The 24187-nt window shown below is 57.9% G+C and carries 18 protein-coding genes; 8 read left to right on the top strand and 10 right to left on the bottom strand.

What is annotated here, in order from left to right; all coding sequences use genetic code 11:
• Positions 1-73: 73 nt before the first annotated feature.
• Positions 74-757: a response regulator transcription factor gene (locus JAO77_RS04750; protein WP_198989146.1), complete on the top strand. Its 684-nt coding sequence runs from the start codon at positions 74-76 to the stop codon at positions 755-757.
• A 73-nt stretch (positions 758-830) separates the two neighbouring features.
• Here JAO77_RS04750 and JAO77_RS04755 read toward each other — a convergent pair whose 3' ends face one another.
• Positions 831-2345, bottom strand: coding sequence for a RagB/SusD family nutrient uptake outer membrane protein (locus JAO77_RS04755; protein WP_198989147.1), 1515 nt, complete (start codon positions 2343-2345; stop codon positions 831-833).
• 21 nt (positions 2346-2366) lie between these two features.
• Positions 2367-5540, bottom strand: a complete 3174-nt coding sequence (locus JAO77_RS04760; RefSeq protein ID WP_235998209.1) for a SusC/RagA family TonB-linked outer membrane protein — start codon at positions 5538-5540, stop codon at positions 2367-2369.
• Positions 5541-5944: 404 nt separating this feature from the next.
• Between JAO77_RS04760 and JAO77_RS04765 the strand changes: the two genes are divergently transcribed.
• From JAO77_RS04765 to JAO77_RS04780, 4 genes are all read left to right on the top strand, one after another.
• Positions 5945-7321 carry a sensor histidine kinase gene (locus tag JAO77_RS04765; RefSeq protein ID WP_198989149.1) on the top strand — a complete coding sequence of 459 codons (1377 nt, stop codon included), beginning with the start codon at positions 5945-5947 and terminating at the stop codon, positions 7319-7321.
• A gap of 149 nt (positions 7322-7470) precedes the next feature.
• Entirely contained in the window at positions 7471-8859 is a 1389-nt protein-coding gene (locus JAO77_RS04770) for a TolC family protein (protein ID WP_198989150.1), read from the top strand.
• A 113-nt stretch (positions 8860-8972) separates the two neighbouring features.
• On the top strand, positions 8973-10064 hold the full coding sequence (locus JAO77_RS04775; protein ID WP_198989151.1) for an efflux RND transporter periplasmic adaptor subunit: 1092 nt from the start codon (positions 8973-8975) through the stop codon (positions 10062-10064).
• A gap of 123 nt (positions 10065-10187) precedes the next feature.
• Positions 10188-13337 (top strand): efflux RND transporter permease subunit, encoded by a 3150-nt coding sequence (locus tag JAO77_RS04780; protein WP_198989152.1) that lies wholly within the window; start codon positions 10188-10190, stop codon positions 13335-13337.
• A 221-nt stretch (positions 13338-13558) separates the two neighbouring features.
• On the opposite strand, the gene JAO77_RS04785 is transcribed toward JAO77_RS04780, so the two are convergent.
• The 4 genes from JAO77_RS04785 to JAO77_RS04800 all read right to left on the bottom strand — a co-directional run bounded on the left by JAO77_RS04785 (position 13559) and on the right by JAO77_RS04800 (position 18474).
• On the bottom strand, positions 13559-14521 hold the full coding sequence (locus tag JAO77_RS04785; RefSeq protein WP_198989153.1) for an alpha/beta hydrolase: 963 nt from the start codon (positions 14519-14521) through the stop codon (positions 13559-13561).
• Positions 14522-14566: 45 nt separating this feature from the next.
• Entirely contained in the window at positions 14567-15178 is a 612-nt protein-coding gene (locus tag JAO77_RS04790; RefSeq protein WP_198989154.1) for a pseudouridine synthase, read from the bottom strand.
• 485 nt (positions 15179-15663) lie between these two features.
• The gene (locus tag JAO77_RS04795) at positions 15664-17742 is read right to left on the bottom strand and encodes a VWA domain-containing protein (protein ID WP_235998210.1); all 2079 of its coding nucleotides are present in this window, start codon (positions 17740-17742) and stop codon (positions 15664-15666) included.
• A 57-nt stretch (positions 17743-17799) separates the two neighbouring features.
• Positions 17800-18474: a YiiX family permuted papain-like enzyme gene (locus JAO77_RS04800; RefSeq protein WP_198989155.1), complete on the bottom strand. Its 675-nt coding sequence runs from the start codon at positions 18472-18474 to the stop codon at positions 17800-17802.
• Between the two features lie 63 nt (positions 18475-18537).
• Between JAO77_RS04800 and JAO77_RS04805 the strand changes: the two genes are divergently transcribed.
• Complete coding sequence (locus JAO77_RS04805; protein WP_198989156.1) at positions 18538-19038, top strand: DUF4304 domain-containing protein; 501 nt, start codon at positions 18538-18540, stop codon at positions 19036-19038.
• A gap of 178 nt (positions 19039-19216) precedes the next feature.
• Here JAO77_RS04805 and fabG read toward each other — a convergent pair whose 3' ends face one another.
• The 3 genes from fabG to JAO77_RS04820 all read right to left on the bottom strand — a co-directional run bounded on the left by fabG (position 19217) and on the right by JAO77_RS04820 (position 21734).
• Positions 19217-19966 (bottom strand): 3-oxoacyl-[acyl-carrier-protein] reductase, encoded by a 750-nt coding sequence (gene fabG, locus JAO77_RS04810; RefSeq protein WP_198989157.1) that lies wholly within the window; start codon positions 19964-19966, stop codon positions 19217-19219.
• A gap of 103 nt (positions 19967-20069) precedes the next feature.
• Positions 20070-20882, bottom strand: coding sequence for an ABC transporter ATP-binding protein (locus tag JAO77_RS04815; RefSeq protein WP_198989158.1), 813 nt, complete (start codon positions 20880-20882; stop codon positions 20070-20072).
• 120 nt (positions 20883-21002) lie between these two features.
• Positions 21003-21734: an MlaE family ABC transporter permease gene (locus JAO77_RS04820; RefSeq protein WP_198989159.1), complete on the bottom strand. Its 732-nt coding sequence runs from the start codon at positions 21732-21734 to the stop codon at positions 21003-21005.
• Between the two features lie 96 nt (positions 21735-21830).
• Here JAO77_RS04820 and JAO77_RS04825 point away from each other — a divergent pair, with 96 nt between their 5' ends.
• Positions 21831-22553, top strand: a complete 723-nt coding sequence (locus JAO77_RS04825; RefSeq protein WP_198989160.1) for an SDR family oxidoreductase — start codon at positions 21831-21833, stop codon at positions 22551-22553.
• A gap of 44 nt (positions 22554-22597) precedes the next feature.
• On the opposite strand, the gene JAO77_RS04830 is transcribed toward JAO77_RS04825, so the two are convergent.
• Complete coding sequence (locus JAO77_RS04830; RefSeq protein ID WP_198989161.1) at positions 22598-23365, bottom strand: GIN domain-containing protein; 768 nt, start codon at positions 23363-23365, stop codon at positions 22598-22600.
• Between the two features lie 23 nt (positions 23366-23388).
• On the opposite strand from JAO77_RS04830, the gene JAO77_RS04835 reads away from it, so the two are divergent.
• Positions 23389-24084: an SDR family oxidoreductase gene (locus JAO77_RS04835; RefSeq protein ID WP_198989162.1), complete on the top strand. Its 696-nt coding sequence runs from the start codon at positions 23389-23391 to the stop codon at positions 24082-24084.
• The last annotated feature ends 103 nt before the right edge of the window (positions 24085-24187 follow it).

Raw genomic sequence — 24187 nt, forward strand, 5'->3', positions numbered from 1 at the left:
AAGCAACTGACTCTATGCTACGGGGCACGCCGGGTGCTACCGCGCCGATTAGCAACGCAAAAAGGTAACAACTATGCCCACAAAAATTCTGCTGGTCGAAGATGAGCCTAAGGTATCGGCTTTTATCCGGCGCGGGCTCGAAGAGGAAGGCTACGAGGTAACAGTAGCCTACGACGGTACCTTCGGTCTGCGCTTGGCGCTGAGCGAGGACCTAAGCTTGCTGATACTAGACGTCATCTTGCCCGGCCAGAGCGGCCTGGAGGTGCTGAAGGCCGTGCGCGCCCAAAACCAGGACTTGCCCATCTTGATGCTCACGGCCCTAGGTACTACCCAAGACAAGCTGCTGGGCTTCGACGGCGGCGCCGACGACTACCTCGTCAAGCCCTTCGACTTTGCCGAGCTACTGGCGCGGGTGCGGGCCCTCACGCGCCGCCGCGGCCACGCCGAGGCCAAAGGCAGCCAGTTGCGCCTAGCTGACCTGGTGGTGGATACCGCGGCCAAAACCGTGACGCGCGCCGGCCAGTCCATCAAGCTCACAGCCCGCGAGTTTAATCTGCTAGAGCTATTGCTGCGCCACCAAGGCCGAGTGTTGAGCCGCGGCGAAATAGCCGAGCATACCTGGGAAGAAGCCTTTGACGCGGGCTCCAACGTAATAGATGTGTACGTGAACTACCTGCGCAACAAGGTGGATAAAGGCTACGACAAAAAGCTTATTCACACAGTAGTGGGTATGGGCTACGTATTGCGCGAGGAGTAGACCCTAGGTGAAGGAGTAACAATAAAAAAGCCTCCCACTTTGAGGGGAGGCTTTTTTATTGCACCTGAAAAACCTAGTTGCGAGTCATCAGGGTGTTGGTCGACAGCTCAGAAGAGGGGATGGGCCACACGTAGAGCGGGTTGGTTGGGTCTACCGCGCTGATAGAGCCTTTGCCAGGGATGGTAGCATTCAGCCGCATGATATCAATGTTGCGGATGCCCTCGCCCAGAAACTCGATGCGGCGCTCTAGCAAGATGGCGTCGATGAAATCGGAGGCTGAGGTGAAGGCTGTATAGGCAGTGCCACTCGAACGGGTGCGCACGGCGTTGAGCAGTGCCAGGGCACGGGTATCAGTGGCGCCGTTGGTGCGCACCAGTGCTTCGGCTAGGCTCAGCATTACTTCTGAGTACCGAATTACCGGGGCCTTATCGGTGTAGGGGGTGCCGGTAGGATATTTCGTTAGGAAGCGCTCGTTGCCTACGGCAGTCACGAAACTAGTGCGGCGAACATCCGAAGCTCCAAAGCCAGCATTAGCCAAAATGCCGCCAGTCCCTGTGTTGAGGCCGTATTCGCCATTGCCGCCTAAGGAAGTAGGCAGATAATAGTACGCCAATTGATTCTGGGTGCCGGGGGTATCCTGAGCAGTGAAGGGGAAGGACAGAATGCTCTCCGTCGTTTCCTGCGGCGCCGCGAATACGTTGACAATAGATGCGTTCAGGGCATTGGCTACGCCGCCCGAAGGAGCCACGTAGGGCGCAGCAGTAGGCACTAGCTTGTTAGCTTCCCGAACTACATCGGAGTAGCGTCCCATCGTCAGGTACACGCGGGTTTTAAGCGCGATGGCCGTATTGCGGTGGGCGCGCGTCACGTTGAGGGTCGCGGCCGATACGCTGCCCTGGCCAGCGGTGTAGCTAGTTGGCAGGGCCGTTTCGGCCGCGTTGAGGTCGAGCAGAATCTGGTCGTATACCTGGGCTACCGTGCTACGCGCCAAATCGTTGTTACCTAGGCCGCTTTCGGGCTGTATGCGCAGTGGCAGGCCGGGCTTCGACCCGGCTCCGTCGATGTAGGGGCGGGCGTACAACTGCAGCAGCGAGTAGTAGCATAGAGCGCGCAGCAAGCGAGCTTCGCCTTGGTAACCGGTTACGGTGCTGGCGTAGCCGCTTGGGAAAGGGCTGGCGGTGAACTTAGTAGTATTGGCATCGAGGCCCGCCAAAAAAACGTTGATTTGGTTGATGGCCTGGTAGGCGGCCCCCCACACGCTGATTACATCGTTCTGCGAAGTTTCGGCCAGCGTATGGTTCCACACCTGCAGGCCGGTTACGCCGTTGGTAGTGCGGTTGATGAAGTCGTTGGCCCGGATGTCGCCGTAAATCTGATAGCGGCCCCCTAGAAAGCTGCCCGTTTTCACGTAAGAATACAGGCCATTTACCTGCGCCAGCACGCGCGAAGGCGTATCGAAGGCCAAGCCCCCGTCGAGTAGGGCTTTGGGCGTTACATTAAGGAGGTCATTTTGGCAGGAGAAGGTACCTAAGCCCAGAGCGGCCGTGCATAGGGCCGTAAGAATGCGATTACGAAAAACTGATTTCATATAACTATAGCTAGCGGGCCATTAGAAGGAAACGTTGATGCCGGCCGTATAAGAGCGAGCTTGGCCTATCGAGTTGCGGTCGACACCGGGGGCCAGGTTGCTACCGCCGTTCACCGAAATCTCGGGGTCAATGCCGCTGTACCGGGTGAAGAGCGCTGCGTTCTGAACTTGTGCGTACACGCGAACATTGCTCAGCTTGAGACCATTGACGAACTTAGTGGGGAAGGTGTAGCCCAGCGATACGTTGCGCAGGCGGATAAAATCACCTCGCTCTACGTTCTGCGACATCACGATGCTAGACCCGTTCGATACGTTGTCGCCGTACACTAGGCGCGGCCACTCGGCATTGGTATTCTCTGCCGTCCAGCGGTTTTTGATATCCGTAGCGTTGTTCCAGAAGCGCTGGTCGTGCAAGCCAGCTTTAGTACCGTTGTAGATGTAGTTGCCACCCGAGTACTGGAAGAAGATACCTAGGTCGATACCCTTGTAGCGGAAGGTGTTGTCGAGGCCGCCGTAGAAGGTCGGCAGTACGGGGCCGAAATACTGGCCATCGGCCAGCTGCGTGGGCGACGAAGTGTTGGCGCCAGTGCTACCATCAGCATTCACAACCGTCCAGCCCGTCGAGCCGGTGCCGCTGGTACCTAGGTGGTTGTACTGCACCCGCGTGCCATCAGCCTTTATCAGGATGCGCTGGCCGTTGCGAGGGTTGATGCCTGCGCTAGGCACGGCCAGGATAGAACCGATAGAGCGGCCTACGGTAGTGTAGTTAGCCACTTCCAGGCCCGAGGTGGCGCCCGAAATACGCTGGTCGTCGTTCAGCAGCGACAGGACCCGGTTGTCGAGCGTCGTCAGGTTGCCGCTCACCGTCCAGGTGAAGGCTTTGTCCTGCAGTACATTATAGCGCAAGTTGAATTCGAAGCCGCGGTTGCGCATCGAACCCACGTTAGCCGGAATCGAGTTGCCAGGAATACCACGCGACGGGGCCTGCGGCACGTTCAAAATCAGACCATCTACTAGGTTGTAGTAGAACGTAGCGTCACCCGTTAAGCGGCTCTGCAAAAAGCCGAAGGCAATGCTGGCGTCTGTTTTCTTGCTTTTCTCCCAGCCAATGTTAGGGTTCGCGGCCTGCGTGTAGTAGAAGGTGCTAGCGTTGCCGTATAGGAACGAGTCGTAGAGCGGCAGCGACACGTAGTCATAGATGCCCTGGTTGTTGCCGGTGGTGCCGAAGCTACCCGATAGTTTTAGGAAATCGAACGCCTGCGCGAAGCTCGAATTTTTCCAGAAGCCTTCTTCCGACACTACGTAGCCGGCCGAGAGGCCGTAGAAGTTGCCGAACTTGTTGTACCACGCCGAGTAGCCATCACGGCGGCCAGTGGCAGTGAACAGGTACTTGCGGCCGTAATTATAGGTGAAGCGGCCGAAGAACGATGCTAGGTAGTTGGCACCTTGTGTGTTGCCTGATGCAGCAATGTTGAGGTAGTTGCCCTGGAAGGTAGTGAAGAAGGGGTCGGCTACGCCGGTGCGGGTGGCACCCCAGCGCTGCACGTCGGTGTACTGCTGCTCATTACCCGCTAGTAGCGAGAAGTTATGCTCGCCAGCAGTTAGGTCGTACTGTGCCGTGTTCTGCCAGTTCCAGCGCTTGTTGGTACGGTAGTAGTCGCTGGCCGAACCGCCGGTAGAAAAGCCGTCGCCAGCCAAGGAAGTAAAGTATGACTTATCCTCAAAGTTGAGGTTGTCGATGCCGTACTGCGTGCGCAGGTGCAAGCCTTTTATTACCTCCACATCGGCGTAGAGGGCACCTTGCAGCTGGTTGCTCTCCGACGTGAAGTAGTTGTTTTGCAAGTCAACCACTGGGTTGTAGTAGCCCGGTAGTAGTGCAGCACCAGTAGTAGGGTTGATGTTGGGGCCGGCACCGAGGCCCGCACCACTGGTGTTGAAGGTGCCGTCGGCGTTGTAGGGCGAGATGTTAGGCGGCAGCACCAGTGGCAGGCGACCTAGGCCGGCTGTACCAAACGCACCATCACCCACCGAGCCCGAGTTGGGCGACGAATTGTAGGAGTTAGAGTAGTTGATGCGGGCACCCACCGTCACGCGGTCGAAGAGCTTGTGCTCGACGTTGACGCGTGCTGTGTAGCGCCGGAAGTCATTGCGCACCAGCATGCCCTTCTGGTTAGAATAGCCTACCGATGCTAGATAGGTCGTCTTGTCAGTGCCGCCTGAGAAGTTCAGGTTGTGGTTATTGGAGAAGCCCGTGCGGTAGATGTAGTCGTACCAGCGGGTATCGGCAGCGAGGGCTGAATTTTTGCCAAAAGCAAGCTCGTCGTTGGTGCCACGTGTGCCGGGATCTGTAGCAGTTCTTGTGGCTGCGAGGCGGTTGTCGTTGAGGTTGCGCACAGCCTCATTTTTCAGGCTCACGTAGTCCGTGGCATTCAGCACGTCGTACAGGCGCACCGGCTTCGTGATGCCCACCCAGGCGTCGTAGTTGAGCTTGGCCTGCCCTTTTTTGCCGCGCTTGGTCGTTACTAGAATCACGCCGCCGTTGGCCCGCGAGCCGTAGATGGCCGTGGCCGAGGCATCCTTCAGTACTTCGATGTTCTCAATGTCCTCGGGCGCGATGTTGGCCAGCGGGTTGTTGGGCACGCTGCCGATAGCCGAGTTGTTACCACTATAAGTAGGAATACCGTCGATAACAAACAGCGGGCTAGAGCTGAGCGCAATTGAATTGGCCCCGCGAATACGAATAACGGGCGGGTTGTTGAGTACGCCGTTGGGGGTAGTTATCTGCACACCCGTTGCCCGGCCTTGCAGGGCTTGGTCGAAGCTTTGTACGGGCGTATTGGCAATTTCCTTACCCGTAATGGTAGCTACCGAGCCCGTCAGTTCGCGGCGCGATTGCGTGCCATAGCCAACTACTACGGCCTCGTCGAGGCTGGTAGCGCTGGCAACCATTGTAACATTAATAGGGCCGTTGCCAATACGAGCTTCTTGGCTAGTATAGCCTACAAATGAAAAGACCAGTGTGGTAGCAGTAGCAGGCGCTGACAGGGTGTAGCGGCCATCCATATCGGTGGCGGTGCCCTGGTTGCTGCCCTTTACTAGTACCGTAACGCCGGGTAGGCCGGCACCATCGCTGCCAAGTACTTGACCAGTTACGGCACGGCTTTGGGCGTGCAGGTCCCGGGCTCCTGCTAGCATCACAACAGCAGAGAGAGGGAATAAGAGTTTCCTCATAGTAAAAAGTTAAAATGTGAAAAAGAAGCAGTGTGCCAAATATAGAGGCCTACTCCAATAATCAATCATACTGGCTTCATGAAAGCCATAAAAAAACACGGCAATATTTGCTAAAACAGTTTAGCGAGCCAAAAAGCCCCTTCTGAAAAGCCCCCAAATCTGCAAAAATTCTGAAGTCGGTAGCCTCAGCCGGTACGTTGAATTTTCCCTATATTAGCTAAATGCCTATTTTTTGCAGTTACGGGGCAATAGGCGGAGCTTTACTGGAGGCTAATTAAGCAAGCCGCAGCCTGCGATAAATGATGGCAAACTACGGTAGCACACTGCCAGGAGGAGCTAGCCAGTAATTTGTGAGCTTTCTCTAATTCATGACTATCCGCAACCGCCTGACTTGGCTATTCGTGAGTGTAGTGGCCGTGCTGCTGCTCGGCGTGCTCACGGTCGTATTTCTACTTCAGAGCAGCGCCTCGCAACGCGAGTTTCGGCAGCGGCTGCGCGACCGGGCACAGGTCACGAGCTATATCTACCTCGAAAAAGATGAGATGCGCGCCAGCGCCTTCCGCGACTTTGAGAAGAAATACCTGCAGTCACTCAGCAACGAGATTTTGCAGGTGTATGACGCCCAGGGCCGGGTGCGCTTTGTGGCGGCCGATGAGCGCGTGCGCCTGAGCGACGCACTACTGGCACGCATCGTGCTTAGCAAAGAGGCGTATTTTAAGCTGGGCGAGCGGCAGGCCGTCGGCATCTTCTACCACGACAACCAGGGCGACTACGTGATAGTAGCCGCCGCCGAAAACGTGTATGGCCACCGCCGCATGCGCAGCCTGGCCACCATTATGGCCGGTATTTTTATACTGAGCTTGCTGCTGATATACGCCGTGGGGCGAATTTTTGCGGGCCGGGCACTGGCCCCCATCGCGGCCCTTAATGACCAGGTAGACCGCATTACGGCCCAGGACCTGCACCTGCGGGTGGCCGAGCCGCTGCGCACCAGCGAAAAAGACGACCTGCGGCGTCTGGCCCGCACCTTCAACCGCCTGCTGGGGCGCCTCGAAACCAGCTTTGAGGGCCAGCGCACCTTCGTGCGCAACGCCTCGCACGAGCTGCGCACGCCCCTTACCAGTAGCATCGGCGAACTGCAAGTGATGCTGGCCCGCGAGCGCTCGGCTGAGGCGTATAAAGAGGGCGCAACCTCGGTGCTGGGTGAATTGCAGCAGCTCAAGCAATTGATAAACAACCTGCTCGACCTGGCCCAGGCCGATGAGGCCGTGCCCCTGACCGAAGACATCCGCCTCGACGAACTGCTGTGGGAGGTGCGCGAGGCTGTGGCGCCCGCCCAGCGCAGCCGCGTGCAAGTAGACCTAGGCGACCTCAGCGAGTTGCCCGACGACCCAGCTGTGTTCGAAATCAAAGGCCACCGCGTGCTGCTGGCCCGCGCCCTTGGCAACCTAGTCGATAATGCCTTGAAATATTCTAGCGCTGAGCAACGCGTCACGCTCAGCTTGCGCCATCTGGTCGGGGGCGGGCTGATAGTGCGCGTGGCCGATGCTGGCCAGGGCATTGCCGAAGAGGATTTAGCCCAGGTATTTCAACCCTTTTTTCGGGCTGCCGATGTGCGCGGGGTGGTAGGGCACGGTGTAGGGCTGCCACTGGCTCAGCGCATCGTGGCGCTATACGGCGGCACGCTGGTCCTTCACTCGGACCTAGGGCGTGGCACGGTGGCAGAGGTAGCTTTTGCTCAGTGAGTAATTGATGAAGTATCGTTAGGCTTAACGACCGAACTGGCACATTAATTTTTCATTTTAATCCGTCTCTAATGTCTCTCTAATTGTAGCCTAATGTTGGCGTTGCACATTTGTAGCGTCAAGGCCCAGACAGGGCCAACTACAAGCAAGTGATTTTAGCAAGATTCCTAGGTGCGGTCCGCCGCTGCCTACTACCTGTTACGGCCCAGCCTACCCACGAAGCGCGCCATTGGCTGCGCTACGGCGGCTTGCTGCTGGGGCTGACCTTTGGAGTGGTTGCCCAGGCTCACGCCCAAGCGCCGCTGGCCGCCCCGGCCGCCGATACGTTGCGGCTGACCTTGCCCGAGGCTGAAGCACGCTTCGTGCAAAACAACCTGCAAGTGCTAGCCCAGCGCTACAACATCACGGCGCAGCAGGCGCTGGCCGTGCAGGCCCGCCTCATCGACAACCCAACGATTACGCTCGACCAGAATGCCCTGCAGCAGGCCATTCACCGGCAGGGCGCGGTGGGCGATAACCCTGACCTGCGCCGCAACCAAGTGGCCATTCAGGCGCAGCAGCTGTTTGCACTGGCGGGCCGCCGCAAGGCAGCTGGCCGCGCTCAGCAGCAGCAGGCTGTGGTCGAGCAGTTTAACCTCGAAGACTTGGTGCGCAACCTGCGCTTTCAGTTGCGCACCACGTTCTACGACATACACTACCGCCGCCAGACGCTGCGCGTGTACGACACCGAGATTCCGCAATTGCGCAAGACGGTAGACCTGTACCAGAGTCAGTTTGAAAAGGGTAACATCGCGCTCAAGGAAGTTATCCGTCTGAAAGCCTTTTTGTTTACGCTCGAAACCGAGCGTGTGGGGCTGATAACCGACCAGGCCAACTCGCAGGCCGACCTGCACATCTTGCTGCGCGACTCGACCAACGCCGTGTATCGCCCGATGGTTAACTCCGACCGTGTGCGTGACCTGTCGCTGAGCGCCTTCCCCGAGCAGCAGCTCATCGACACGGCCCTCGTGCGCCGCGCCGACCTGCTGAGCCGCCAGGCCGAAGTGCAGCGCCAGCAGCTAAACCTGCGCTTGCAAAAGGCAGTGGCCGCGCCCGACTTGGCCGTGGGCTACAGCTATGACCGCCTAGGGTCGTATTTCGACAACTACAACTCGATAACGCTGGGCGTGGCAGTGCCCATCTTCAATCGCAACCAAGGCAATATTTCGGCAGCCAAGGCGCAGATAGGGCAGGCCCAGGCCGAGGCTGCTCAGCAGCAGCTCACGGTGCGCCGCGACGTGCACGAGGCCTACCAAGTGGCCCAACGCCAGGACGACCTCTACCAGCACACCAATCGCGACACGACGCCCTTCTCGAAGCTCATCGACAACATCGAGCAGGGCTACACCAAGCGCCTCATCAGCATCGTGGAGTACCTCGACTTTTACGAGGCTTATAAAAACAACGTGTTGCAGCTCAATACGCTGCGCGCCAACCGGATGCGGGCGTTCGAGAACGTAAACCTCTCGGTGGGCCGCGTGCTGCTCAAGGCGGAATAGGTCACTTATTGATGAGTAATCGACAATGAGCAGCTAACAGGCTGCCGCTAATTGCTCATTGATTTATAACCCGCTAGTTACTACTTGATAATTGCTCATTGCTAATTGAAATAATGAACCGTTCTGCTCTCCTCTTCCTCCTGACCCTAGGGCTCGGGGCGTGCCACAAAGAGGCCGATACCGCGAAGGAAGAACCAACTGCTACCAAGCAGTTTTTCCTGCCCAACCAAACCCTGAAAGAGCTGGCCTTCGACACTGTGCGCCTAGAGCCCATGCGCAGCGAGCAGTCGTACTCGGGCCAGGTGACGACCAATGGCGACAAAACCGCCAACGTGGTGCCGCTGGTGGGCGGCGTGGTCGAAGACCTGCGCGTGGAGCTCGGCGACCACGTAACCAAGGGCCAGGTGCTGGCCGTGGTGCGCTCGGGCGAAATCGCCGATGTGCAAAACCAGAACTCTAACGCCGGCACCGACCTGGCCATTGCTAAGAAAAACCTGAGCGTGGCCGAAGACCAGTTCAAAGCTGGCCTGGCCGCCGAGCGCGACGTGGTGCTGGCCCGTGAGGAGCTGCGCAAGGCCCAGAGCAACCTAGGCAAAACCAACAAGCAGCTTGGTATCTACGGCGTCGACCGGAGCGGGCACTACACGATTAAAGCGCCTATCTCGGGCTTCATCACCGACAAGGACGTGACGGAAAACATGCAGTACACGACCTCGAGCGTGGATAAGTTTTTCACCATCGCCGACCTCGACCAAGTGTGGGTGCTGGCCAACGTGTTTGAGGCCGATATTGATAAAGTAAAGGTTGGCTACCAAGCCGATATTACCACACTGTCGTACCCCGACAAGCATTTTACGGGTGTGGTCGACAAGGTGTTCAACGTGCTTGACCCTGAGAGCAAAGCTCTCAAAGTCCGCATCAAGCTGCCCAACCCCGGCTACCTGCTCAAGCCTGAGATGTACGCCCAGGTGCGCATCCTGAACACCGGTACGCAGAAGGGCCTGGCCGTGCCTTCCAACTCGGTGGTGTTTGACAAAGACCAGAATTTTGTGCTCGTCTACAAAAGCCAAAAGGAGGTTGATACCCGCCCCGTGACGGTGACCAAAACCGTGGGCAACGTGAGCTACGTGACCGGCGACCTGAAGCCCGGGGAGGTGATTATCACCCGCAACCAACTGCTCGTGTACGACGAGCTAAACGATTAATTATTCACCCCCTGTCCTTGCGAGCGCAGCAAACCAGTCGCCCCGAGCGGCAACGCTCAACAGATGCGATTGCTTCGCTGCGCTTGTAAGGACAGACGGAAATATACTTTCTGACTAAGCAACGTGAATAAGTTCATCCAGGGCATTATTGCCTTTTCCCTCAAAAACCGGGGCTTTGTTTTTCTGCTCACGCTCGTGGCGATTATCGCCGGGGTAGTGAGCTACCGGAACACGCCTATCGAGGCGTTTCCGGACGTGACAAACACCGAAATCACCATCATCACGCAGTGGCCCGGCCGCTCGGCTGAGGAGATTGAGAAGTTCGTGACTGCGCCCATCGAGATTGCGCTTAACCCCGTGCAGAAGAAAACCAGTGTGCGCTCGACCACGCTTTTTGGCTTGTCGGTGGTGAAGGTGATTTTCGATGATGGCGTAGACGACGCCTTCGCCCGCGTGCAGGTGAATAACCTGCTGGCCGGGGCCGACCTGCCCGACGGCGCCGACCCCGAGGTGCAGCCGCCTTACGGCCCCACCGGCGAAATCTATCGCTACACCCTGACCAGCAAGAACAAAACTACCCGCGAGCTGAAAACCATTCAGGACTGGGTGATTGAGCGCAACCTGAAGGCCGTGCCCGGCGTGGCCGACGTCAACAGCTTTGGCGGCGAGGTGAAGAGCTACGAGATATCGGTAGACCCCAGCAAGCTGCAGGATTTTGGCCTGACGCCGCTCGACCTCTACACGGCCGTGCAGCGCTCGAACATCAACGTGGGGGGCGACGTGATAAACGAGGGCCAGCAAAACTTCGTGGTGCGCGGCATCGGCCTGCTCAACAACATTTCGGACATCAACAACACGGTCGTTAAGAACGTGAACGGCGTGCCCATCCTCATCAAGGACGTGGCCAAGGTAGCCGAGTCGGCGCTGCCGCGCCTAGGTCGCGTGGGCCGGGGTTTGGAAGATGATAAGGTGGAAGGCATCGTGGTAATGCGCAAGGGTGAGAACCCCTCCGAAGTGATTGAGCGTTTGCAAGCCAAAGTGCAACTGCTGAATGAGAAGATTCTGCCGCCTGATGTTAAAATCAGCACCTTTTACGACCGGCAGCAACTCATCGACTTTTCGACCGAGACGGTAATTCACAACCTCATGGAAGGCATGCTCTTCGTGACGGTTATCGTGTTTCTGTTCATGGCCGACTGGCGCACTACGGTCATTGTTAGCATTATCATCCCGCTAGCGCTGCTGTTTGCGTTTATCTGCCTGCGCCTGCGGGGCATGAGCGCCAACCTGCTCAGCATGGGCGCCATTGACTTCGGTATCATTATCGACGGTGCGGTGGTAATGGTGGAAGGGCTCTTCGTGGCCCTCGACCACAAGGCGCACGAAGTGGGCATGGAGCGCTTTAACAAGCTCGCCAAGCTGGGTCTGATTAAAAAAACCGGCCGCGACATGGGTAAGTCGATTTTCTTTGCCAAGGCTATCATCATTACAGCCTTGCTACCGATTTTTTCCTTCGAGAAAGTAGAAGGCAAGGTGTTCTCGCCGCTGGCTTGGACGCTGGGTTTTGCCCTCCTAGGTGCCTTAATTTTCACGCTGACTCTGGTGCCGGTGCTGGCCAGCATCTTGCTGCGCAAGGACGTGCGCGAGAAAGACAACTTTATTGTGCGCGGCATCAGCAAGGGCGCCAAAAAGGTGTTTGACTTCACGTATGCCCGCAAAACAGCGAGTCTGCTGTTTGCCACGGTGCTGGTAGCAGTAGGGGTGGGGATGTTCCAGTTCCTAGGTACCGAATTTTTGCCCGAGCTCAACGAAGGTTCGATATATGTGCGGGCCCAGTTGCCGCTCAGTATCTCGCTCGACGCCTCCAATAAGCTCTGTAATGAGATGCGGCGCGTGTTCGTGAGCTTCCCCGAAGTGAGCGACGTGGTAAGCCAGACCGGCCGCCCCAACGACGGCACCGACCCCACGGGCTTTTACAACAACGAGTTTCTGGTGCAAATCAAGCACACCGACGAGGTGCAGAAGAAGATGAAGTCCAAGGCCTACCGCGAAGACCTTATCGAACGAATGAAGCAAAAGCTAAACCGCTTTCCCGGCGTGGATTTCAACTTTTCGCAGCCCATCACCGACAACGTGGAAGAGGCCGCTTCGGGTGTGAAGGGCTCAATTGCGGTGAAAATTTATGGCACCGACCTCAAGCTGATGGAAAGCAAAGCTCGCCAGGTGTACGAGGTGCTGCAACACGTAGACGGTATCGACGACCTAGGGCTGCTGCGCAACATCGGCCAGCCCGAGCTGCACGCCGACCTTGACGAACGCCGCATGGCCAGCTACGGCGTGAGTAAGAGCGATGCCAACGCCGTGCTCGAAATGGCCGTGGGCGGCAAGCAGGCCAGCCAGATGTACGAAGGCGAGCGCAAATTCCCCATTCGGGTGCGCTACGAGCCGCAATTCCGCGAAACGCCCGCTGAGGTGGCTGCCCTTATGGTACCTACCCAGAGCGGCAAAACGGTGCCCCTAAACGAGATTGCCGATGTAAAGCCCGTGACCGGCCCCAGCCTCATCTACCGCGACGACAACACCCGCTTCTCGGCTGTGAAGTTCTCGGTGCGGGGCCGAGACATGGGTTCGGCCATCGCCGAGGCGCAGGCCAAGGTGAACAAGGTAGTGCAGTTGCCCAAAGGCTACTCTATGAAGTGGACCGGTGACTTCGAGAACCAGCGCCGCGCTTCGCAGCGTTTGGCGCAAGTGGTGCCTATCTCGCTGGCGCTCATTTTCTTCATTCTGTTCATCTTGTTCGGCAACCTGAAAGACGCTGGCCTGGTGCTGCTCAACGTGCCGTTTGCACTCATCGGTGGCATCGCCATGCTGCTCATCACGCACACTAACTTCTCGATTTCGGCTGGTATCGGCTTCATCGCGCTGTTCGGTATTTGTATCCAGAACGGCGTGATTCTCATCAGTGTGTTCAAGCAGAACATGCTGCACAAGATGAGCCTCGACCGCAGCCTCTCCGAAGGCGTTGCCTCTAGGGTGCGCCCGGTAGTAATGACGGCCCTTATGGCCATTATCGGCCTGCTGCCGGCTGCCCTCAGCACTGGCATCGGCTCCGAAACCTCGAAGCCGCTGGCTATCGTGGTTATCGGCGGCCTACTCACCGGCACGGTGCTCACGCTGTTCATCTTCCCGTTGATTTTCGAACGCACCTACCGCGCCGAGCACACGCACTACGCCGACGACCTATCGGCTAGCCGGCCAGCAGCGCACGCTTAGGGGCAGCGTAATCTGGAATTAAACAGAAAGGAGCTTGCGCCAATGGCGCAAGCTCCTTTCTGTTTTCAAACGCCTGTCATGCTGACGAAGGAAGCATCTTGTCGGGGTAGAGCGACCCAATAAAGCGAGCGACTACTGCCTTGATAAGATGCTTCCTTCGTCAGCATGACAGGCGTTTTAGGGATAGAGCATATGGGCTGTTATGAAGTAGCTGATACTTTCTATTGACCTAGTTTCTGGTTAGCTAAAAAGTGGCTAAGCGCCCCCTGCCACTCTTGCGGGTGTTTAAGCCAGTAGGGCTCGTGTTCCGAACCTTCAAAATCCTGGCGCTGCTTGGGGCCAGCTAGGTTGGCAAAGATGGCATCCGTTTCGGCGCGGGTCACTTTGGGGTCGGCGGTGCCCCACAGCAGCAGGGTAGGAGTTTTGATGCGGCGGGCGAATTCCTCACCTTGCAGACTGTAGGCCCAGAAGCCGTTTTGCACGCCGCCCCAGAATACCAGCATATCGGCCAGCGGAAAGGCGGGTACCTTCATCGAGTGAAAGCGGTTGTAGACCGTCTGGCGCATGGTGCCATAGGGGCACTCCAGGATGTTGGCGTCGGCACGCACACCCAGCTCAGCCTCGGCCCGCATGATGGCTACGGCGCCCATGCTCACGCCGTAAAGCACCAGCGAATCGGGGCGAGTGACTGGCTGGCGCGCCCGCAGGTAGCGCACGGCGGCAGCCACGTCCTCGGCTTCGCGGTAGCCGATGGTGGTGCGGCTGCCGGCCGAGCCGCCATTGCCGGCTTGGTCCACGAGCAGCACCGCGTAGCCGAGCCGCCGGAAATAGCCCGCCTCGTGCAGCAGGTGCGCCTTACTGCTGGTGTAGCCGTGAAACAGCGCCACTGTGCCCCTAGGGGACGATGTATCGGGCCGGGCATACCAGGCGGCGAGCATGCCGTTGGGACTGGGGATGCTTATATTTTCGACCTGAAAACTAGGAGTCAGTTCGCTTTGGGGCCGAGGGTTGTGCACGCCCGTCAGTAGCACCCATAGCTTATGCGCAGTAGTTAGCTGCTCGGGGGTGGGTGAGTGCACCCCCGGCTCGTCGGTGAAGTGCGTGAAGCGCCAGGCGTGCATAAACGCCACCACGTTGCCGGCTACAAAAATCAGACTTCCAAGTAGCAGCAGGCGGCGTTTCATGAATGAAGGAAGTTAAAAGCGACGGCCTTTGAAAGAGGCGGCTGGTCAGGCTGCCTTGCGGGCGGGAGCCGACGCGCCAGCGCCCGCCGTTTTGCGTAGCGCCGCGACTTCGTCGGGCGTCAGGTCGCGCCACTCGCCGGGCGCTAAATTACCAATGGTAAGCTCGCCTAGGGCCACGCGCACCAGCCGCAGGCAGGGGAGGCCCACCGCAGCGCACATCTTGCGCACCTGCCGGTTCATGCCCTGCGATATAGTGAGTGCCAGCCAGCTCGTCGGGATGCTGGCCCGGTAGCGGATAGGTGGCGTGCGTGGCCACAGGTCGGCCGTGGCTTCCTCGGGCAAGGCCGTGACCTCAGCCGGCAGCGTGAAGCCATCTTTAATCTGCACACCCTGCCGCAGCTGACCTAGGGCTACCTCGGTGGGCAGGCCTTCCACCTGTGCCCAGTAGGTTTTGGGCACCTTGTAGCGCGGGTCGCTGAGGCGGTGCTGCAGCTGCTTGTCGTCGGTGAGCAGCAGCAGGCCCTCACTGTCGAAGTCGAGCCGGCCCACCGGGTACACCTCGGGCACGCTCACGAAGTCTTTGAGCGTTGCCCGCCCATGCTCGTCGGTGAACTGGGTAAGAACTTCGTAGGGCTTGTTGAGGAGGATGTAACGCATAGTAAACAGCTAATTCAGCTTGGAATAGGTAGCAAGCGCGAGTAATTGCGCTTGGGTAGTGCTGACCCAGTTAGCATCAGTGGGGTCTACCTGAATAACATGAAATCCGAAGCGCTGTCCTTCGAGTTGCACACCCCGCGAATCATCTATTAGGATATTAATGCCAAATGTTGGCGGATGTTTCGTGCTCCTAACTCGAACGTACTTATTGTGACGCGTCTGATTGATAATGCCATCCGCTCGCAGATTATACACCCAAAGCAATTTCTTGATATAGAGTGGGCTACGATAAGACGTAGTATAAATCCATACTTCCCACCCGTGCTGCCGACAAAAAATAAATAGCTCACGTACACCCAGCCGGAGCGGCTCAGTCTGCAAGAAGCGATAGAAAAACGGTCGTGTTGCCTTCGCTAGCGGAAAGTCAAAATCGTTGCGAATTAAGGTGTTGTCTAAGTCAAAAGCTATACGCATAGTTGGAGTGTCTACACGCCGCCTTGGTACTTGCGGGTGGCCCATTCGGCCGTGAGCAGCGCCAGCAGTGCGAAGAACAACCACTTCAGATTTATCAAATCCTTCAAATCCTCCTCGCTGGAAATCACCGGCTTGAAATTACGGGCTACGATGTCCTGCGCCAACTTGTCGAGCTGCGCGGAGTAGTAGAGATGCCCGCCGCTGCGGCGGCTCAGCTGCGCCAGCAGGCGGTGGTCGGCCCGCGATTCCTGGGCTTCGAGGGGCTGGTTTTGCACTAAAATTTCGCCGGTGGCCTGCTGGGCCTGGCCACCTAGCATAGCACGGGCCTGGTAGCGGTAGAGGCCAGCCGCCAGCGGCCCCAGGTGCAGCGGCGAGCCATCGGCGGGGTTGCTGAACGTGACGGTGCGCGTCTTACGGGCCGAGTCGGTGAGGGTGAGTGTAATTTTTTGGTCGTAGATGCGCTCGAAAACGGCGTTGTAGGTTTCTGCGCCCAGCGTCACGTCATCTTGGGTGCCAAAGGCATCCTGGGTGGGGTACACGTCGAGGCGCTTTTTGTTGGCATTTTGGGTTAGTAGCTGCAAGGTGCGGCCAATGAGGCGGTCGTAGGCCTCGGGGCGGTCGTCGTGGGCCACGGCCTCCTGCAAGCGCCACTGCCAGGTGTTTTCGGCCAGTAGCGTGGCGGCCTTAGGTGTAGCCGTAGCGCTGCCAAACACCAGCAGCGGTTTCTGCGTGGGCAGGCGACCTACCTGCTGCCACAGCGCGGCCTCGGCCCCGCCGCTCAGTCGCAGCTCGCCAAAGGGCACCTGCGCGGGGGGGTACTGCCCGAAACGCCGCCGGCTTTCTTCCTCCACTGGAAAGCGGGCGAAGCCGGGGTTGGGCAGCGGTGTTACCTCGTCGGTTTGGGTGCCGCGCGGCTGCACGCTTGCGCCACTATTCAGCTGGTTGTAGGCCGCAAAATCGGACTGAGCGCCCAGGATGTAGAGCACCGGCACGCGGGCAGCCCGCACGCGCGCCAGCAGTTCCTGCCCTAGGCCGCCCTTGGCGGGTAGCTGGTGCAGCACGGCCACGTCGAAGGTGGTGCCGGCCGGTAGCGGCGCGCCCACACCAGCCACGCTAAGCGTGAGATCGAAGTTATTATTAGCCAGAATGGCGGCCCGTAGGGCCTTCAAATCGGGGTGCGGCGCAGCCGCGGCCAGCAGCACGCGCAGCTTGCCTTTCACTATTTCGATGAAGGCCGTGCGAGCATTATTTAATACCGTAAACTCACCAGCCTGGGGCACCACGCGCACCTCGTAGCGGCGCTTGCCGGGTGCGGGCGCGGTGAGCAAAAAAGTGGCTTTGAGCCGGCGGCGACCGGCGGGCAGTGCCACGCGGCGCGATTCTAGCACCCGGCCGCCCTCACGCACCTCCACGGTGGCCGCGCCGCCCGCGTAACCTTCGTAGCCGATTTCGGCTTCCAGCGGAAATTTATTGCCGCTGAAGGCGACCCGGTTGTAGACCAGGTCGGTGAGGCGGAGGTCTTTTTTGGCGATGGTATCGCCTAGGGCCACGCCAAAAATCGGGAAGTTGAACTCCGCAACCTGCGGCTCCTGGCCCTGGTTCACGATGCCGTCGCTCACGAGCACTACGCCCGCCAGGTTGCGGTCGGCGTTGGCCTCGCGGCTGTCGGCGAGCAGCTTATTGAGGTCGGTGCGGTCAGCGGTGAAGCGCAGCGAATCGGGCGCGGTCTCGGCTTTGGTAAGCGTGCGAGTCTCGACCCGAAAGCCCTTTTCGCGCAGCGTGGCCGCTAGCTGCGGCAGCCCGGCCGTAAGCTGCCCTAGGTCTGGCTTAGGCGTGAAGAGGGGTATCGACTGTGAGTTATCGACCGCCAGCACCACGGTGGGCGCTTCGGTGCGGGTAGTCGTGGCCTTGACGAACGGCGAGAGCAGCAGAAAGCATAGGAAGCTGACGACCACGAAGCGCAGTGCCGCCAGGCCATAGTTGATGGCCCGGCTCCACGGGGCCTTGGCCGAGTAGAGCAACGCTGCGTAGCCCGCGCCCACGGCCAGGCACAGCAAGATAAACCAGGGAGAATAGGCAGTAGAAAGCAAGAGCAGAGGCGCGCCACCCAAGCAGCGCAAAGCAAGAAACGAAACAAACCCGCCCGCCTACCGCCGCACGACGGTCACCAGCTCGGGGCTGCTAAAGATACTGGCCGGCGAAATGACGGGCTCTGCTAACGGCAGTTGCGCGCCGTAGCGTTCCCGCAGCTTGGCTTGCACGGCGGGGTGGCTCAAGTCAAAATCGCGCAGCTGCTGCAACTGCCCCAGCTGCCGGTGCAGCCCCCGGTCGTATACCTTCCAGATAAGCTCCGAGCAGTAAATGCGCGCATCCGACCACTCAAAAGCTAGGTCGTAGCTATGCCCCAGCATAGGCTGCCCCGCTGCCCGCAGCCTACCTAGGGCTTCGGGTGTGAGCGCAGTATTAGCATCGCGCAGCCGCTTTACCACGAAATGCTGGCCTTGGCCCCGCGCCACCCAGCGCGCCAGCGGCGTCAGCTTCACTGGTTGCATGGCCTCAAATACCTGCCACTCGCCATTAGCCTTATACAGCAGGCCGCAGTGGCTGTAGGGCGAGTGCGTGGCCATCTGAATGGCTTGGCTTTGGGCTGACTGCGAGGTGTGGAAAATGAGGTCGCCCTCGTGTAGAGTGGTGGCTATGGGAACGGTGGCGGCCGTGGCTAGGCGCTGGGCCTGCCAGCGTTGAAGCTTGGTGGTGAGGCGCGGGTAGGCAGCAAGGACAAGGAATGCCAACAGGAGGGGAGAAGAAACCCAGTGCTGCATAGGGAAAGCTTATAATTTGACTGTCAAACCTCACCTTTAAGCTAATAATCCAAGACAGGTAAAATGACGCCCAAAGATTCAGTTAATCAGCTTATCAAAACTATTGTGAAACCAGCATTTAAAATAGCCGGTTTTCGTATTGACGGTAATACTTTTAGAAAGGAGGAAAATGGATTCGTTAAGCTATTCAACGTTCAGTATAGTCAATTCAATACTTATCTTTCTGCTGCCTTCTATTTAAATGCAGGCTTATATTTTCCGCTGACGTACGGGTGGCGGTACAACTGGCCACCACCATCTCGTGTCAAAGAATCGGACTGTCAGTTTCGATTTAGAACTGGTGACCTAACTGGTCGGCACCGCGCATACAACGTTGATGAAAACACCGATGCAAATCAACTAGCACAAGCTGTTAAGGAAGAGATAGATGCTAGTATTCAATGGTTTGCTTCAATCAAGGAACTAGGTGATTGCATATCCGCTCAAAAACAAATCCATTCACTTGGTCAAACCTGTACCTATGATGTTGCACTTACCTATGCAGCACTAGAGAGATATAGCTAAAGCAGAGAAAACTTTCAAAGCTTTTATGAATCAGCGAATTAATAATCTGGCCGAGCGAGAAAAAATGCTTGCGGAGGCGAGAAGGCGAGGAATCAATTTTTAACCTAAGAAAAACGCCGTGGTAATAGTAGCACTATTACCACGGCGTTTTTCTTAGGTTAAAAATTTTACTGACTTATTACGTCAGCATCCCGCCATCTACTTGCAGCACTTGGCCGGTGATGTATGCCGAATCGTCCGACGCCAAGAATGCCGTGGCCTTAGCTACATCTTCGGGCGAGCCGCCGCGCTTGAGCGGAATGGCCTTGCGCCACTCATCGACCTGCTTTTGGTCGAGGGCGTCGGTCATTTCGGTTTCGATGAAGCCGGGGGCGATGGCGTTGCAACGGATGTTGCGCGAGCCCAATTCCAGGGCAACCGACTTGGTGAAGCCGATGATGCCGGCCTTGCTGGCGGCGTAGTTGGCTTGGCCGGCGTTGCCTTTCAGGCCCACCACCGAGGTCATATTTATAATGCTGCCGACTTTGGCGCGCATCATGGGCTTGGTAGCGGCTTTGGTGAGGTTGAACACCGACTTGAGGTTGACGGTGAGTACGTTGTCCCACTGCTCCTCGCTCATGCGCATGAGCAGGCCGTCTTGCGTAATGCCAGCGTTGTTGACCAGAATGTCGAGCTTGCCGAACTCCTTCACGACATCATCGACCAGCTGTTCGGCCTGAGCGTAGTCGGAGGCGTCGGAGCGGTAGCCCTTCACTTTGCTGCCGTGGGCAGCAAGCTCGGTTTCGAGGGCCTGGCCCTTCTCGACCGACGACAAATAGGTAAACGCAACCTGCGCGCCCTGCTGGGCAAACAACGTGGCAATGGCGCGGCCAATGCCCTTAGAAGCACCCGTAACAAGGGCTACTTTTCCGGCGAGAGTCTGATTCATGGGCCGAAATTAAGCTATTAGCCCTTAGCTACTAGCGGCTAGCTTTCTCTTATAAGAAAAAAGCCAGCCGCTAGTAGCTAAGGGCTAATAGCTTAAACAAAAACTACAGCTCCGACAGCGGCTCCTGGGCTAGCTGCTCTAGGCCTTGCGGACCGTCTTCTTCTTCTACGCGCTTGGCGGCGCGCACCAGCGACGACGAGAAGATAAACTCGCGTAGCTCGGGTACCTGAGCGTTTAGGATTTCCTCCTTGTTACCGTCCCACAGCTTTTTGCCTTGGTGCAGAAATATAATGTGGTCACCAATGCCCACCACCGAGTTCATGTCGTGGGTGATGATGGCCGTAGTGATGTTGTACTCGTGCGTGATTTCGTAAATCAGCTCGTCAATCTTGATGCTCGTAGCGGGGTCAAGACCCGAGTTGGGCTCATCGCAAAAGAGGTAAGTACAATTGGGGGCAATGGCGCGGGCAATGCCTACGCGCTTTTTCATACCGCCCGAAATGTCGGAGGGCATTTTGTTGCCTGCATTTTCGAGGCCCACGCGCTTGAGGCAAAACTCGACGCGGTCGCGGCGCTCCTCGGGGCTCATGTCGGGCGTCAGCATTTGCAGCGGAAACTCCACGTTTTGGGCCACCGTCATCGAGTCGAACAGCGCCGAGCCCTGGAACAGCATCCCGATTTTGCGGCGAATCTCCTGGCGAATGGCCACCTTGGCATTGGTGTACACCGTGCCGTCAAAGGTGATAGAGCCAATATCAGGCTTCTGCAAGCCCACAATGCACGAGAGGAGCACGCTTTTGCCCGTGCCCGAGCCACCTAGCAAAAGATTGCACTTGCCGGTTTCGAGGGTGCAGCTGACGCCTTTCAGCACTTGGTTGCTGCCGAAAGACTTTTGGAGATTGGATATTTCAATCATATTCTTAGCTATTAGCTTCGGGCTACTGGCTGTTAGCTATTCTTCTACAAAGTACCGGCGGCGCTTGTTTTGCTTGCGAAAAGCCAACAGCTAGGGGCCAGGAGCTAACAGCCAAAAAAATTAGAGCAGTACCGCGGCCAAGACGTAGTCGGCCAGCAGAATGGCGATAATGGAGTTGGTAACGGCGGCCGTGCTGGCAGCCCCTACCTCTAGGGCGCCGCCCTCGGTGAAGAAGCCTTTATAGGCCGAAATACCCGATACGAGGAAGGCAAACACCACGGCCTTAATCAAGGCAAACAGAATGTTGTACGGAATGAAGTCGGTGCGAATACCCTCAATGTAGTCTTGCGCCGCCATCGCTCCAGAAAGCGTACCGGCCAAATAACCACCTAGGATGCTGAGCGCCATGGCCAGAATAACCAGGAGCGGGAACATGAAGATAGCGGCCAGAATGCGCGGCAGCACCAGGTAAGAAGTAGCGTTAATGCCCATTACCTCGAGGGCCGAAATTTGCTCGGTGATGCGCATGGTACCTAGGCCACCCGCGATAGACGAGCCAACTTTGCCCGCCAGCACGATGCTCGTGATGGTGGGCGCCAGCTCCAGAATCGTCATCTCGCGCACCATATAGCCGATGGTCGACTTTGGAATAAGCGGATTGGTAAGGTTGTAAGCGATTTGAATACAAGTAACAGCGCCGATGAAGGCCGATACGATGCCGACGATAAAAATGGAATCGACCCCAATGAGGGTGGCTTCTTCCATAAACCGCCGCCAGATGACGCGCATCCGCTCGGTGCGCGAAACCATATTTTGCAAAAACAGGACGAAAGAGCCGAAAACTTTGAGCATATAGAGGGGGTAGAACGAAGGTAAAAGTGCCGGCATGAGCCCGCGCTCACGGTGGGAGAGCACCTAGGCGCGTCATACGTAAAAAACCGAAAAACAGTGGATTCTTCTTCGCAATTAGTTGTCGTGACGGGCGGTAGCCAGGGTATTGGCCGAGCATTAGTAGTGCGTTTTCTGCAAGCTGGCTACGCCGTGGCCACGTGTGCCCGCTCGGCCGAAGGCCTAGAGCGGCTGCGGGCTACGCTGCCCGAGGCTACGCTTGGCCGGCTGCACACCCTGGCTGCCGACCTAGGGCAATGGGCCGAATGCCAGCGCTTTGCTGAGTTTGTACTAGGACTGGGCCTGCCGCTGGTGGCTCTCCTCAATAATGCAGGAGCATTTGCCCCTGGCCGCCTCCAAGACGAGCCCGCCGATGGCGCCCGGCTGCGCGAGATGCTGAGCGCCAATCTCCTAAGCGCCTACGATGTGACGCGCGCCCTACTACCCGCTTTTCTAACGCAAAAAAGGGGGCACATTTTTACCATCTGCTCAACGGCCAGCCTGATGGCCTATCCCAACGGCGGCTCGTATGGTATCGCCAAGTTTGCACTGCTGGGCTTCACCAAAACCTTGCGGGAGGAGCTGAAAAGCCAGGGCATCCGGGTAACCGCCGTGCTGCCCGGCGCCACCCTCACCCGCAGTTGGGATGGGGTAGGGGTCGAGCCCGAGCGCTTTATCCGCTGTGAAGACGTAGCCGAGGCTGTGTTCTCGGCCTTTAGCCTCTCGCCCCAGGCCGTAGTGGAGGAGCTAGTTATTCGCCCGCAGTTGGGTGATTTACTGTAGTATACAACAGGTTTAGGTCCAAAAGCCTAGCGTTGGGTAGCTACCTACTGCTTCACTACCTTGCTGGGCCCATTGTTGTAAAAGGTGGTGGGGTTGCCGCTATAGTAAAGTGTGCCCCGGCCCGCAGCGGTGCCACCTAGGAACTGGGTAGCGTGCAGGTAGGCATCGCCAAAGCTGGCGCGCGTGGTTTCAAAATAGCACGAATTTGCCTTGAGGCCGCCCGCGTACAGGAAGCCCACGCCGCCCACCAGCGAGTGGAAGACGTCGGCGTTGCCGCTGAGCGTCATGTCGCCCAGCTCCCACATGTCGGTATATAGGTACTTGCTTGCCACATCGAGCTGAATGTCGCCATCGGCAAGCAGGTGCACAAACAGCGTGTCTTTGGTCCAGCGGCTATCCGTGCGGATGAGGCCGTAGCCAAGCTGCCGCACGTCGAAGAGGGCGGGCGCGTGCAGGCGCACCTCGTAGGGCGTGTTGTAGCTACGCGACCAGTTGCAGCTGTTGGTGTTGTTGAGCACCAGCGTATGTGCATCCTCATAAGTGAGCGTGAGCCCATCGATGACGTGCTCGCCGGCCCGCACTTCGGCATAGGCCGCCGTGTCGGGCACGATGGTCAGGGTTACATTGTCGTGTACAATCACCGTGCGCGTGCGGCGGTCCACGGCCCGGCGCTGCGTCACCACGGGGCCGTTGCTCTTCAAGCAGTCTATTTCCGACCCGCAGGCGCTGAAGTACGTAACACCCGCTAGCAGCCACGCGCCGCGTTGCAGCCGGCCTAGGGCCTTACTTTGCAGTTGTATTGAAAAAGCCATCCTGCTAAAATTTCGCTAAAAATATGGACCTGACCGGAAAAGTAGCCATCGTGACGGGCGTGAGCAGCGGCATTGGCCGCGCCACCGCCGAAGCCCTGCTAGCTCGCGGCGCCGCCGTAGCCGGCTGGGGCCGCCGTGCCCCCGAGGACCTCGACAACGAGCGGTTCCTGTTTTTTGAGTGCGATGTGCGCGACGAACACGCCGTGGCCGAAGCCTTCACCAACACCCAGCGCGAGCTAGGACTGGAAATCCATGTGTTGGTCAATAATGCCGGCCTAGGTGTATTTGGGCCGATTGATGGGTTTAAGTCAGAAGACTGGCATGCCATGTTCGACACCAACGTCAACGGCCTGTTTTACTGCACCCGCGCCGCTTTGCCGCAGATGAAAAAGCAGCACGCTGGCCACATTATCAACGTAGCCTCACTAGCCGCCACGGCCGGCACCGCCAACCTGGCCGGTTACTGCGCCACCAAATACGCCGTGCGCGGCTTCTCCGACGCGCTATTTAAGGAAGTACGTCCTGATGGCGTTCGCGTCACCTGCGTGATGCCCGGCTCGGTCGAAACCAACTTCAACGGCGCCCAGCCCGGCACCGAGCCCGACCCTTACAAGATGCAGCCCGAAGACATTGCCGACGCCATTATCCACGCCTTAGAAGCACCGGACGTGACGATGATTTCGGAGATTCAGCTGCGCCCGGCTAACGTTAAGAAATAAGCGCTCATCTGAAAGCAACGTCAAAGCACGTCTGTCATGCTGAGCCTGCGAAGCATCTTATCACGCTAGGGTTATTAGGCTCTAATGTAAGAAGATGCTTCGC

It is taken from the genome of Hymenobacter sp. BT559 (assembly GCF_016427535.1).
Taxonomy (GTDB): Bacteria; Bacteroidota; Bacteroidia; order Cytophagales; family Hymenobacteraceae; genus Hymenobacter.

What these genes read in the sequence shown, in the direction of transcription:
- fabG (WP_198989157.1), bottom strand. Translation starts at nt 19,966, where the DNA reads ATGAATCAGACTCTCGCCGGAAAAGTAGCCCTTGTTACGGGTGCTTCT.
- JAO77_RS04830 (WP_198989161.1), bottom strand. Translation starts at nt 23,365, where the DNA reads ATGGCTTTTTCAATACAACTGCAAAGTAAGGCCCTAGGCCGGCTGCAA.
- JAO77_RS04815 (WP_198989158.1), bottom strand. Translation starts at nt 20,882, where the DNA reads ATGATTGAAATATCCAATCTCCAAAAGTCTTTCGGCAGCAACCAAGTG.
- JAO77_RS04760 (WP_235998209.1), bottom strand. Translation starts at nt 5,540, where the DNA reads ATGCTAGCAGGAGCCCGGGACCTGCACGCCCAAAGCCGTGCCGTAACT.
- JAO77_RS04805 (WP_198989156.1), top strand. Translation starts at nt 18,538, where the DNA reads ATGACGCCCAAAGATTCAGTTAATCAGCTTATCAAAACTATTGTGAAA.
- JAO77_RS04820 (WP_198989159.1), bottom strand. Translation starts at nt 21,734, where the DNA reads ATGCTCAAAGTTTTCGGCTCTTTCGTCCTGTTTTTGCAAAATATGGTT.
- JAO77_RS04835 (WP_198989162.1), top strand. Translation starts at nt 23,389, where the DNA reads ATGGACCTGACCGGAAAAGTAGCCATCGTGACGGGCGTGAGCAGCGGC.
- JAO77_RS04765 (WP_198989149.1), top strand. Translation starts at nt 5,945, where the DNA reads ATGACTATCCGCAACCGCCTGACTTGGCTATTCGTGAGTGTAGTGGCC.
- JAO77_RS04800 (WP_198989155.1), bottom strand. Translation starts at nt 18,474, where the DNA reads ATGCAGCACTGGGTTTCTTCTCCCCTCCTGTTGGCATTCCTTGTCCTT.
- JAO77_RS04750 (WP_198989146.1), top strand. Translation starts at nt 74, where the DNA reads ATGCCCACAAAAATTCTGCTGGTCGAAGATGAGCCTAAGGTATCGGCT.
- JAO77_RS04775 (WP_198989151.1), top strand. Translation starts at nt 8,973, where the DNA reads ATGAACCGTTCTGCTCTCCTCTTCCTCCTGACCCTAGGGCTCGGGGCG.
- JAO77_RS04755 (WP_198989147.1), bottom strand. Translation starts at nt 2,345, where the DNA reads ATGAAATCAGTTTTTCGTAATCGCATTCTTACGGCCCTATGCACGGCC.
- JAO77_RS04790 (WP_198989154.1), bottom strand. Translation starts at nt 15,178, where the DNA reads ATGCGTTACATCCTCCTCAACAAGCCCTACGAAGTTCTTACCCAGTTC.
- JAO77_RS04785 (WP_198989153.1), bottom strand. Translation starts at nt 14,521, where the DNA reads ATGAAACGCCGCCTGCTGCTACTTGGAAGTCTGATTTTTGTAGCCGGC.